This is a genomic window from Nitrospira sp. (assembly GCA_024760525.1).
In the GTDB taxonomy this organism is placed as follows: Bacteria; Nitrospirota; Nitrospiria; order Nitrospirales; family Nitrospiraceae; genus Nitrospira_D.
In genome coordinates, this window is the sequence record CP060499.1 from 3485801 (window position 1) to 3498884 (window position 13084).

Below are 13084 nucleotides of genomic sequence, written 5' to 3' on the forward strand. Positions count from 1 at the left end.
TTTTATTGCAGGACCATTCAGGCACGTGAAGATTGGCCCTCCTTAAAGGCTACCAGCGCGATCGCACAAGCACCAAACGTTGCCCCCACATAGAATGTGAATGGCGCGCCGAATTGTTCCCATACGATGCCCGCGAGCGCGCTTGCGGCCAGCAGAGCCAACCCGCAGGCCAGATTGAAAAAGCCGTATGCTGTCCCGCGTAAATCCGCGGGTGAGGCACCGGCAACCATAGCGGCGAGCAAACCTTGCGTCATCCCCATATGTACACCCCACAAGACGACGCCCACCAGCACCACACCCCAGTGATTGTTGACGGCTAACACCACATCGGCGGCCATCAGGACGATCAGTCCTAATACCAGCAGCTTCGTGTGGCTCATCGTATCCGAGAGCTTGCCAAACGGATACGCCGATAATGCATAGATTAGATTCATGGCAACCATGATTAAAGGGACGAGAGCGATGGGCATTCCCCCTTGCTGGGCGCGGAGGACAAGAAAGGCCTCACTGAACCGTGCCAACGTGAAGACCGATCCTATTCCCACCACCCACCAATAGGCGGAGTCGAGCCGCCGGAGATTATCCCTCCGAATCGGGTTTGTCCTTGTCTCGGTTTGACGGCATTCAGGCTCCCGAACCCCGAAAACCAGGAGGGCCACGGCCATCACGCCCGGGATAACAGCTACCCAGAAAACTGCCCGAAAGTCATTGGCCCAAAGAAGCATCAATCCGACGGCCACCAATGGGCCAACGAACGCGCCGACAGTATCCAGCGACTGCCGCAAACCGAACGCTGCGCCTCGGAGATGTAGCGGTGCGATGTCCGCCACCAATGCATCCCGCGGTGCCCCCCGTACTCCCTTTCCGACTCGATCCAGCAATCGTGCGCTTAACACCATGCCCACCCCCGGAGCGAGCGCAAAGAGGGGTTTGGTGATTGCGGACAACGCATAGCCAAACACGGCCAGCGCCTTACGTTTTCCAAGATAGTCGCTCAGCGTGCCGGAAAATACTTTGACGACCAGAGCAAGGGATTCGGCTAAACCTTCGACAAGACCGACGGCAATGGTGCTTGCGCCAAGCGTTGTGACCATGAACAACGGCAACAGGCTGTGAATCATTTCCGATGAGATGTCCATCAGCATGCTGACGAAGCCCAGTGCCCAGATACCGGATGGAATGTGACTTTGTGAACGGTTCATCTGTGACTGCATCAACGCTGGAAACTAGGGTGGAGAAGTCGACTGAACACCGTGCCCGTAACCATTCCGGAACCTTTCATGAAGTAAGACAATCCCTAGGCCCTGGAGCAAGTGTGGAAGACTGCGTCTCCCGTCGTTGAACGACCTTCTGCTCCATCCACCGATAGAGCACCGGCAACATTACAAGGGTCAACGCTGTCGACGAAATCAATCCGCCGATCACGACGGTCGCGAGCGGCCGTTGGATTTCGGAGCCTGGTCCCGTCACGAGGAGTAACGGGGTAAGTCCAAGCGCCGCCACGAACGCGGTCATCAATACCGGGCGAAGCCGCAAGACCATACCGGTCAGCACCGCCTCGTCAAGCGACATCCCCTGCTGTCGCAATTGGTTGATGTAGGCAATCTTTACCATCCCATTGAGCACTGCGACTCCGAACAGAGCGATGAAACCGACGGACGCCGGAACGGAGAGATAGAGTCCTCCGATCAGCAACGCCGCGAGGCCGCCGACCATGGCAAATGGAATGGCCAGAAGAATCAGAGCCGCCTGCCGGAGGTTTCCGAACGTAAAGAACAAAAGGATGAAAATAAGTCCGATGACCAACGGGACAACGATGGTGAGGCGAGCCATGGCACTCTGCTGATTTTGAAACTGCCCGCCCCAGGTTACATAGTAACCAGGCGGCAGCTGGACCAGTTCGGAGACTGCCGATTGCGCCTCCTGGACCGCGCCGACCAGGTCTCTCCCGACGACGTTCGCCTCGATGACAATCCTGCGGCTGGCATGTTCCCGGCTGATTTGCGCCGGTCCCTCGACAATTCGAATGTCGGCAAGTTCTCTCAGCGGGATGCGGGAGCCGTCCGGCGCCGTCACCCATAGCGCCGCGATCGATTCGACATCACCCCGACGATCATCCGGAAATCGCACCATGATGGGAAACCTCCACTGCCCTTCGAAGACTTCCCCGGCGCCGATCCCGGCACCGATAGCCTCGATGACTTCCGTGATATCGGCCACATTGATGCCGTGACGCGCAACCATGGATCGGTTGATGTCGAGTGTCAAATAGTACAAACCCGCGACTTGTTCCACTCGAAGGTCGGACATACCGGGGACCTGCCGCATCACTCGGGCGATCTCTTCTCCCTTGGTCCATAGAATGTCGAGGTCGTCGCCGAACAGTTTGACCGCGACCTGTGACCGGACTCCCGACACCAATTCATCCACACGCATCGAGATCGGCTGAGATAACCCGAATGCAATGCCGGGCATCTGACTCAGCCGGCTGCGGATTTGGGCTTCGATGGCACGCTTGCTACGGACTTTCCACTCGGATTCAGGCTTGAGCAAGACATACATGTCGCTGAGTTCCATCCCCATGGGATCCGTCCCCAATTCGTTCGCGCCGGTACGCGACACCACGGAACGCACCTCCGGAATATCCAGCAACAGACGTTCGACCTGTCCCGCTATCTTGAGTGATTCGTTGAGGCTGATGCTTGGCAGCCGTACCAGATTCACCACAATCGACCCTTCGTCCATAACGGGCACGAACTCTCGCCCGATATAAGGGATCAGCGCGAAGCCTCCTATCAAGACTCCGACCGCGGTCACAACCACAAGCCGCGTTCTGCGAATAGCCCACTCCAAGAACTGCCGATACAGTCTGCGCACCGTCGTCAACCCGCGTCCTCCATCTGCCGCCTTGCTCGGCCGCATGAGCAGAACGGCCAGTACCGGAACCACGGTCATGGAGAGGATGAGCGAACTCAGCAGGACGATCACCACGGTCAACGCCAGCGGCACGAACATCTTGCCTTCCAGACCTTGCAGGGTCAGGAGCGGGACAAAGGTCAGCGCGATGATCAACTCCCCGAATAGACTTGGTCGCCGCACTTCCAGCACGGCGCGCAACACCACGGGCAGCCGTTCTGACACGGTCGTCAGAGGAGCCCGGCCTTCTGATTGCTCACTCAAGTGACGCTCCACGTTTTCCACTTGCACGATCGCCGCATCGACGATCATCCCGAGCGAAATCGCTAGCCCGCCTAACGACATTAAATTGGCCGAAAGACCCGTGCGTTGCATAATCAGGAAGGTGGCCAACGCTGCCAGCGGCAACATGAAGGAGACCACGACTGCGCCGCGCACATTCCGGAGGAACACATAGAGGACCAAGACCACAACCGCGGCCCCCTCCAACAACGCGCGCTCGACCGTATCGAGGGCCCGAGTCACGAGCTCGATGCGATTATAGAACGACATCACCGTCACGCCGGCCGGCAATACACGATTGATCAGCACAACCTTGTCCTTGACCGCAGATACCACCTCTCGGCTGTTTCCTCCCCGCAGCATCACGGCGATGCCTTCGAGCACCTCCCCCTCTCCATCTCGCGTGACGCCTCCTAACCGGACGGCATGCCCTTGGCGAACTTGCGCCACGTCTCGGAGGTACACCGGCGTCCCCTTATGCGCCGCGACGACGATGCGTTCCAAATCCTCCGAGGATCGAGCCAGTCCTTGTCCGGTGACAATCAGCTTGTCGCCGCCCTTCTCGATATAACTCCCGCCGGCGTTCTGGTTGTTCTCCGTGACGGCCGTTTGAACTTGGCGCAGGGTGAGCCCCAGACTCGTCAGTCTGTTCGGATCCACCAGAACCTCGTACTGCTTCGCCAACCCGCCCAAGGTGTCGACATCCGCCAGCCCCGGCACCGACCGCAACATGGGCCGAACCACCCAGTCTTGAAGCGTGCGCAAGTCACGTAGATCGCGCGATGGCCCTTCCACGAGATACATGAACACTTCGCTGAGACCCGTACTTGCCGGTCCGAGCATCGGGTCAGCTCCTTTCGGGAGCTTGGATCGCGCCTGGAGTAGTCGTTCCAAAATGAGTTGCCGGGCGAAATAGATGTCGACCGCATCCTCGAATACGACCGTAACCACCGAGAGCCCGAAGCGCGAGACCGACCGCAACTCCGTCTTGCCTGGGAGGTTGGTCAATTCGATTTCGAGCGGAAAGGTCACGAGCCGCTCGATCTCCGGGGGGGCAAGCGCAGGAATACGGGTGATGACCTGGACTTGAACGGGCGTCACGTCCGGAAACGCATCGATGGGCAAACGGTTGAACGAGGCGACCCCTGCCACGATCAACGCCGCAACCGCAAGAAGCACGATCAGCCGCTGTTTCAGCGAGATTCGGATCAGCCGTTCCATCATAGCGGGCCTCCCATCGAGAGTTGCTCGCGGAGGGCCTCGGACTTCAAGGCATAGCTTCCCTGAGTCACCACCTCGTCGCCTTCCTTCACACCGCTCTTGACTTCGATATGATGTTGCGACGACTCTCCGACCTTTATTTCGCGCAATTCGAACCGGCGGGGGCCTTGCACGACAAACACCACTGTCCGGCTGCCGACCTGCTGGACGGCCGCATGGGGCAGGGCCAAGACCGACTGGTCCGGCGTGAGCAACGTCACGTCGGCGAACATTTCCGGACGCAGGCGTCGGTCAGGGTTGGCAATATCCGAGCGCGCCATGACTGTGCGAGTCGCCGGATCGACCATGGCGCCCACATAACTAATGGCGCCGCGAAAGACGGCATCGGGATAGGCCGCCACACGCACCTCCACGCCAAGTCCGGCCTGCAATCGCCCGGCCTGTTGTTCCGGAAAATCCGCGCGGACCCAGACCGTCGAGAGGTCCGCAACGGCGAACAGCATCTTATTGGGATCGACAACTTCTCCGACCGTCGCATTCCGTTCGACCACTTCACCGGAGAACGGTGCTCGCAGAAATACCTGCGCGACCTCGGCATGCGGCAATTTCTCAGTCCCCAGCCGTTCAATCTCCCGCTCCGTCATGCCAAGGAGATGCAGTTTCTCTTCGGCTTCGTAGAGATCGGCTTTGGCGTTTTCGGAGTCAGCCTCGCGCCGTTGATACTCACCGGCCCCGATGGCACCACGATCCAAGAGCGCGTGAGCCCGTTCGAGCGCCTTTTCCGTCACCCGCACCGCCGTCCTGGTCTTACGATACTCCAATTGCGCCTCTCCGAACGCCGGACTATCAAGCAGGAGCAGACGGTCGCCGGATTTGACTCGGTCGCCCAGATTGGCATAGACGGCCACGATCCGCCCTGGGACACGGGCACTGAGATGGGCAAGTTGATTCTCGTTGGGAAGAATCTTTCCCGCTTGTGCCTTCAAGGACGTCCGGACGGAATGGACTCCCACTCGCTCCGTCTGAAGATCTGTAAGCGTCGAACTCCCTTCCTGCAATTCGATCACACCGGACTGAGCCGATGGCTTGGCCGGTGAAGCAGCCGGCTTCACGGCTTCATCTTGTTTGGACTGACAAGCCGCTAGCGCGGTCGTCATCATCACGATCGCGACCAGGCGTCGCAGAACCTCGGATGAGAAGAGCCCCTGACTATGCGTCATGGCAATCCTCCTACCGCCTGTTCCAGCTTTGCCAATGCGAGAGAGTAAGAGGCTCTGGCCTGGGCAAACTCAAGGAGCGTCTGGCGGTGGACGCGCTGTGCATCGATCACTTCGAGCAGGCTCGCTACGCCGTTCCGAAAACTGAATTGCGCGATGCCGAGGGCCTCTTTCGCTTGATAGAGAAGCCCCTTTTCAAAGACCTGGATTTGCCGCTGAGCAGTCTGCATCTCCTGGAAAGATTGGGTCACTGCCTGTTCCAACTCATACTGGATTCGGGTACGTTCAGCTTGCGCACGATGGTGCATTCCCATGGCTGTACCGATTTCTCCTTGTCGCCGATACCAAATGGGGACGGGCACACTCAGTCCCGCCATGACGGATTCATCACCGGCTTCCCGATGGTACTGTCCGATCACCGACACGTTTGGCATGCGCGCCGCGCGTTCCTGCTCCAGCGCAAATTGGGCCTGCTCCACCGCTTTCTCCTGTCGGCGAAGCGTGGGATGGCGAGCCATGGCCTGCTCCATCAAGATGCGGAGATTGAGATCCGACCTCGGCACCTCAAACTCCCCTTGAACGACAAATTGCTCCCCGAGAGCCTTTCCGGAGATCTTGTTGAGATTTGCACGCGAAACCAGCAACGTGTTTTCCGCTCGCGCCAGATCCTTATCGGCCTTTTGCAGTTCCACCGTCGCTTTGACGAGCTCGAATTTCGGCGATTCCTTCGTCTCAACCCGGACCCGAATGAGCTCGACAAATTCCTCGACGGTCCTGAGATTCTCTTTGGCCAACTGCACATCTTGCTGGGCAAACAGCAATTGATAGAATGCGGCCTTGACCTCCGCCGAGACGGCCACTTTGGCCTCTTCTATTCCGGCGAGCGCGCCGGAGAGTCCTGCATCAGCGGCTCGTTGCCGAGCCATCCGCTTTCCCGGCCATTCCAGCGGCTGCTCGACCGTGATCGTCCGTTCCGCAATTGAGACGCCGGTACGCGGATCTCGAATCGAACCCCGGCCGGCCGCGCCGCTCACGGTAGGATTGAGATACGCACCGGCCGCGATCTGTCTGCCTTGACTTTCTTCCAGCGCCGCCGCTACCCCGGTCATCGCCGGGCTGTGCTTGAGCGCGAGGGTCAGGATTTCGGACAGTGAATAGGGCGTGGGACGGGAGTCGTCCGCTCTCGTGTGGCCACTCAAGGCGTAAAGGAGGCAATAGACGACGAACGCAATGGCGATCCTATGCAGAATCATAGCGAGTCTCCTCGATAGACACCTATTCCTGGTGGTTCCTCACAGTAGGATGCACCATCAGGTGTCTAGAACGGCACGATGTGGTGTGAACGAGTACGGGGCTTAGACGAAGAGACTGGGCGGCGCACGAGAGGAAATCGCATCAACAAAAGGCATCGGCGGCAAGACGATGCCGGGACTTTTCTGCATCCGGGCATACTGCGCTGCGCCGGGCGCTATGAAAGTCGAAGATCCGAGAACCGGCGCCCAAAACGGCTTGAGCGACTTTCGATCGGTTGAATCGCTCAGGAGCGACAAGCTGAACTCTGTATGCCTGTCGCCTACGTGCGAGAGCTGTGCAAACTGGCCGACACCTCCCTGTGCGGATTCTTCGATTCGATCGACTTGCCGGTGGCCGTCGTACTCGCAGTCGAGGTCCGGCGACCACGCCACGTGAACTGTCCCGCCGTGGTGATGCCCTTTTTCTCCATGCTGATGATCCGCTTCGGGATGAACATGGAACAAAGGCGCTGCAAGCATCCAAAGCGATGCCCAGACGAGAACAGCCACCCGACACCAAGAATATGCTCGACGCCTTGGTCGCATTTCAGATCAGCGTAGCACGAATCTTCAGGACCATCAATCGCATGCCCTCCCCGTTTCGCCCAACGCTTCAGCGGGTGTTACCTGTTGCAAGGGAGCACCGGCTAAAACCACATTCGTAACCCAACCACGAATCGGATCTGGCGCGGATCTCCTCCCTGTTGGCGCACCAGCGTGGCGGTTTCACCGAAGCTTCGGTCGAATGACATGCCGATGTAGGGAGCGAACTTACGACGAATTTCGTAGCGCAGGCGAACGCCGAATTCCAGATTGTTCAGCCCCGAACCGGTCGTAAATTCTTCGACCCGTTGGATAGCCAGGTTGGTTTGGAAACGACCTTGCAGGATAAGCCGTTGCGTAAGCAGAAAATCTTTGGTGTAGGAAAGGCGGGCCGAAACGCCGCCGCTCTGATCGATGAATAAAGCCGATTCCAACTCATAGTTATACGGCACCAGGCCTTGAATGCCGATCACTCCCAGTCCACGCGCGACATTGCCGCCACGGAACGATTGTGTTTCCATTCGGCCGCCGACTTGAATGTCGTAGTTTTTCCCGATGAAGTGTCCATAGAGCAGTTGGAAATCTACGTCGTAGTCCGCTTTGAATGCGGTATCCTGCTGTCCTTCACTCTTGAACCAGAGACGGTGGTAATCCCCGCCGTACCAACCTTCGACATCCCAGCGGTAATCACTGTTACTTCCGTTTCCGCCGGTGCTCGGGCGATATTCGAGGACGTCGACGAGGGTGAACAGTCGGCGTTCCCGATCGTTCACGGGGCTAGGCCAATCCTGTCGTAGTGCATAGATTGTCTGTGGCCGGCCTTGCTCCGGCAGAGGCTCGACGATTGGAGGGTGGCCTGAGGCGGTAGCCCTGTCATCTTGTGCGGTTTCCCCCAAGGCGATTGTCACGCTAAGCGCTGCACCCAACGTGCAGACCGCCAGCGTCACACAACAGTTCCGGAGAGGCAAATTCACCGGCGCATTCCCGCTTATGATGTAGCGACCTCGACGATGCGAAACATACCCGCTTCCATGTGCAGGAGGAGATGGCAGTGAAAGGCCCACGGCCCAGGGGCATCGGCGCTGATCAGGACGGACAGCCGTTCAGCTGGTTTGACGACCACCGTATGCTTTCTTGGCAGATATGCGCCTGAACCATTTTCCAGGTGCATCCACATTCCGTGCATGTGGAGCGGATGCTCCATCATCGTGTCGTTGACAAACGTGAGCCGAAGGCGCTCGCCGGAGCGCACACGAATCGGCTCCGGCGCATCCGAAAACTTTTTGCCGTCGAACGACCACATGTAACGTTGCATATGGGCGGTAAGATGGATCTCGATCTCCCGTTCCGGCGCTCGTTGATCTTGATAGGGAACGAGGCTTTTCAAGTCAGTGTAGAGCAATACACGCCTGGAGTTCTGATCCAACCCTCTGCCCGGTTCGTGCATACGATTGTGGGAATACTCCGCGACTGTTTGATTGCCGGTGCCATGATGGTCAGGACCGTGCTTGACCGGCGTAGTGCCAGGGATAGGAGAACTGCGCGGGAAAATCATCTCCTCACTCGGCATCGTATGTCTTGCTTCTCCGTGCGTCTTGCCATGATCCGTTACGCTTTCATGGGACGGCGTGGTATTCGAGTCTTCCATGGTGTGGCCGGTGCCATGGTCCGTCATCCCCATATCTTCCATAGTTCGAAGCGGACGGGCCCGCCGCTCAGGAATCTCTCCCTCCATGCCGGTCCTGGGAGCGAGGGTTCCACGAGCGTACCCGCTCCGGTCCATGGTTTCGGCAAAGATTGTATATGCGCGATCCTCATTGGACTGGACGATGACGTCATACGTTTCTGCGGGCCCAAAGCGAAACTCCTCGACTCTGACCGGCTGGACATTCTGGCCATCGGCCTGTACCACCGTCATGGTCAATCCAGGGATGCGCACATCATAAAACGTCATTGCGGCAGCATTGATGAAGCGCAACCGCACCCGCTCTCCCGGTCGAACAATTCCGGTCCAGTTACCGGCAGGCGGCAGACCGTTCATCAGGAACGTGAAGGCGGATCCCGTCACATCGGCAAAGTCGGTTGGATCCATCCGCATCTGGTCCCACATCAGATAGCTCTGCATGGCCGGCCACAGTCCCCAGCGCGCTGCGTCTGAGAGAAATTCCCGACCGTCACGTTTCTGGAAGTTGTAGTAGCCCGATAATTTCTTGAGGTTATTGAATATGACTTCGGATGATTCAAAGCTCCACTCCGAGAGCATCACGACATGCTCCCGGTCATACTGAAACGGTTCCGGTTCGATGGGGTCTAGAATCAGCGGTGCGTACATGCCTTGCAGCTCTTGGCCACCGGAGTGGCTGTGATACCAGTAGGTGCCGCTTTGTTTGACGGGAAACTGATAGGTGAAGGTCGTTCCTGATTCAATGCCGCCGAAGCTGACACCCGGCACTCCGTCCATGTGAGAGGGCAACAATAATCCATGCCAGTGAATCGAGGAAGTTTCCTTCAACTGATTCCTGACGCGCAGTGTCACCTCTTGCCCTTCTTTCAAACGGATGAGCGGACCAGGGATCGTCCCGTTGATCGTCATCGCCACGCCGGTCCTCCCCTCCAGCGTAACGACTGTCTCACTAATAGTGAGGTCGATGACGGATCCGCTCAGTATTGAGGCTTGTGCACCTCGCTGGGTCATACGGACGGGCGGGGCAGAAGCACACCCGGGGATCAACCGTAGCATTGCGACCGATAGCCCAAACTCCCCCAGACGCTTCAACAGGAAGCGTCTCGAAATCAGTTCATCACTCATCGCCGCAATCCAGGAGAGCACTGCACGTAGGATAATGCTATAAGGCCAGCTTACGCAGACGGAGCGCGTTCGCGATGACCGACACGGAACTGAACGTCATTGCGGCGCTGGCGATCATTGGGCTCAAGAGAACCCCAACGAACGGATAGAGTATGCCGGCGGCTACGGGAACACCGAGCATATTGTAGATGAACGCAAAGAAGAGATTTTGCCGGATGTTCTTCATCGTCCCGCGGCTCAACCGCCGCGCGCGTGCGATGGCTCGGAGATCTCCCTTGACCAGCGTCACCCCCGCGCTTTCCATTGCAACGTCAGCTCCCGTCCCCATGGCGATGCCGACCTGCGCCTGTGCCAAGGCCGGCGCATCGTTGATCCCGTCGCCTGCCATGGCCACGACGTGACCTTCTGATTGGAGCCGCTTGATGACCGCCGCCTTTTGCTCGGGCAAGACTTCGGCCTGCACCTCGTCGATCTGGAGCCGACGCGCCACCGCCTCGGCGGTTGTTCGGTTGTCGCCGGTCAGCATCACGAGCCGCAGCCCTTCGCGATGCAACAAAGCGATCGCCTCCGGTGTGGATGACTTGACTGGATCAGCCACGCCCAACAACCCGGCCGGTTTCCCGTCGATTGCGGCGAACATCACCGTCTGGCCCTCCCGCCTGAGCGGTTCAGCCTGGGCCAATAGCGACTCAGTCTCAACGTTCAATTCGTTGAGAAACGGCACCGTGCCCACGGCGACCCTATGATCCTCTACCGTACCCCTAACTCCTTTTCCGGTAACTGAACGAAAATCCTGCGCCTTGGCCGGAACAACACCCTTCTCCCGAGCACCGGACACGATGGCTGCCGCCAAGGGGTGCTCACTGCTCTGCTCCAAACCGGCCGCGAGCCGAAGAAGATCGGCCTCAGTGAAGCCAGGCGCCGGAGTAACGGTCAATAAGCGCGGTTTGCCTTCCGTCAACGTGCCGGTCTTATCCACGACCAGCACGTCCACCTTCGCCAAGGTTTCCAGTGCCTCGGCGTTACGGATCAGCACACCGGCCGTTGCGCCGCGGCCTGTTCCCACCATGATCGACATGGGCGTCGCGAGTCCCAAGGCACAGGGGCAGGCGATGATCAAGACCGCGACCGCGTTGAGCAGGGCATACGCCATCCGCGGTTCTGGACCATAGATGGCCCAGATGACAAACGTGATAGCGGCGACCAAAATCACAATCGGCACGAAATACGCCGCCACGACATCGGCCAACCGTTGAATCGGAGCCCGCGTGCGCTGCGCCTCGCTGACCATACGGACGATTTGCGACAGCAGTGTCTCCCGACCGATTCGCTCTGCGCGCATCACGAAGCTGCCCGTTCCATTGACCGTCGCCCCGACGACTTTGTGGCCGGGCTGCTTCTCCACGGGAAGCGACTCGCCGGTGACCATGGATTCGTCGACGGCGCTGGTCCCTTCTATGACCACGCCATCCACGGGAATTTTTTCACCCGGCCGGACTCGTAACCGATCACCGATCTGCACGTGCTCCAAGGGAATATCGTCTTCACGGCTATCGGAGCGAACTACTCGAGCCGTTTTCGGCGCAAGCCCCAACAGCGCCTTGAGCGCACTGCTGGTCCGGCTGCGGGCGCGTAGCTCCAACACCTGCCCCAATAGAACCAGGGCTATGATGGCGACCGCCGGCTCGAAATAGACGGCAAGCTCACCACCATGGACGCGGAATGAGTCGGGGAACAGTCCAGGCACCAGCGTGGCGGCAACGCTGTACACATAGGCGGCGCCGGTGCCGAGACCGATCAGCGTAAACATGTTGAGATGGCGATTGACGATCGAGGCCCATGCGCGCTCGAACAACGGCCAACCGGTCCAGAGCACAACCGGAGTGGCCAGCACGAACTGGAACCAGACCAAGGCCCTACTCGAAGCAAGTTGCTGCAACAGATGGCCCGGCAACATGTCGGAAATCATCAGCGCGAGAATGGGTGAGCCCAGGATCACGCTCTGCCAAAACCGGCGGGTCATGTCGACCAGCTCAGGATTCACTTCCTCTGCGACTACCGTGCGCGGCTCCAGCGCCATCCCGCAGATCGGACAGCTGCCGGGCTCGGCTTGCACAATCTCCGGATGCATTGGGCACGTGTATTCAGTTCGAGTCGACTCCGCGGTCACGTCGGCCGGCTCCAGGGCCATCCCGCAGATGGGACAGGCACCTGGCTTGGTTTCCAAAACCTCGGGGTCCATTGGACAGACGTACTTGACGCCGGCCTGGGCCTTAATGGGCACCGGCTTGGAAATTCGCTGTTCGGGCGGAGTCAGATAATACTCGGGATCTGTGCGGAACTTCTCGAGACACCTCGAGGCGCAGAAGTAGTACTTCTTGCCGTGATACTCATACGAACCTGCCGCCGTAGACGGCTGAACCGTCATCCCACACACGGGATCGATTTCACCCTGCGGAGCCTGACTCATCATGGGAAGCGATTTCCGCGGAGTAGGCATCGTGATCAGATTCAGCGGTTTTTTGCTGAGCGCTGCTTCGGGATCTGCACGGAATCGTTCCAAGCAAGACACGGCACAGAAATAATAGGTCGTCCCCTTATACTCATAGCGGCCCGCGGCTGTGGCCGGATCGACCCTCATGCCGCAGATCGGATCGATCTCAACCGTCGCGCGATCGTGCCCAGGCGCATGGGGTCTTAAGATATGCTCGCTCATGCGATTACCGTCTGCATGCGTGGTTCCACAACAGCCGCTCGATGGTCCAATCATGTGTCCGACTCCTTTCATCTTATCCGGTATGGTC

The 13084-nt window shown here is 58.8% G+C and carries 8 protein-coding genes; all 8 read right to left on the reverse strand.

Annotation, left to right across the window (positions count from 1 at the left end; all coding sequences use genetic code 11):
* Window positions 1-17: 17 nt before the first annotated feature.
* A complete protein-coding gene (locus H8K04_16455; GenBank protein UVT15385.1) occupies window positions 18-1214 on the reverse strand; it encodes an MFS transporter in 1197 nt (398 codons plus the stop codon).
* A 64-nt stretch (window positions 1215-1278) separates the two neighbouring features.
* A complete protein-coding gene (locus tag H8K04_16460; GenBank protein UVT15386.1) occupies window positions 1279-4422 on the reverse strand; it encodes an efflux RND transporter permease subunit in 3144 nt (1047 codons plus the stop codon).
* Entirely contained in the window at window positions 4419-5639 is a 1221-nt protein-coding gene (locus H8K04_16465) for an efflux RND transporter periplasmic adaptor subunit (protein UVT15387.1), read from the reverse strand. Before H8K04_16465 ends, H8K04_16460 begins: the two co-directional genes overlap by 4 nt.
* Window positions 5636-6889: a TolC family protein gene (locus H8K04_16470; GenBank protein ID UVT15388.1), complete on the reverse strand. Its 1254-nt coding sequence runs from the start codon at window positions 6887-6889 to the stop codon at window positions 5636-5638. Before H8K04_16470 ends, H8K04_16465 begins: the two co-directional genes overlap by 4 nt.
* A gap of 102 nt (window positions 6890-6991) precedes the next feature.
* The gene (locus H8K04_16475) at window positions 6992-7408 is read right to left on the reverse strand and encodes a hypothetical protein (GenBank protein ID UVT15389.1); all 417 of its coding nucleotides are present in this window, start codon (window positions 7406-7408) and stop codon (window positions 6992-6994) included.
* Between the two features lie 167 nt (window positions 7409-7575).
* Complete coding sequence (locus tag H8K04_16480) at window positions 7576-8379, reverse strand: copper resistance protein B (GenBank protein UVT18019.1); 804 nt, start codon at window positions 8377-8379, stop codon at window positions 7576-7578.
* 80 nt (window positions 8380-8459) lie between these two features.
* Window positions 8460-10280, reverse strand: coding sequence for a copper resistance system multicopper oxidase (locus tag H8K04_16485; GenBank protein ID UVT15390.1), 1821 nt, complete (start codon window positions 10278-10280; stop codon window positions 8460-8462).
* Window positions 10281-10317: 37 nt separating this feature from the next.
* Window positions 10318-12996 (reverse strand): cadmium-translocating P-type ATPase, encoded by a 2679-nt coding sequence (cadA, locus tag H8K04_16490; protein UVT18020.1) that lies wholly within the window; start codon window positions 12994-12996, stop codon window positions 10318-10320.
* Window positions 12997-13084: the final 88 nt, after the last annotated feature.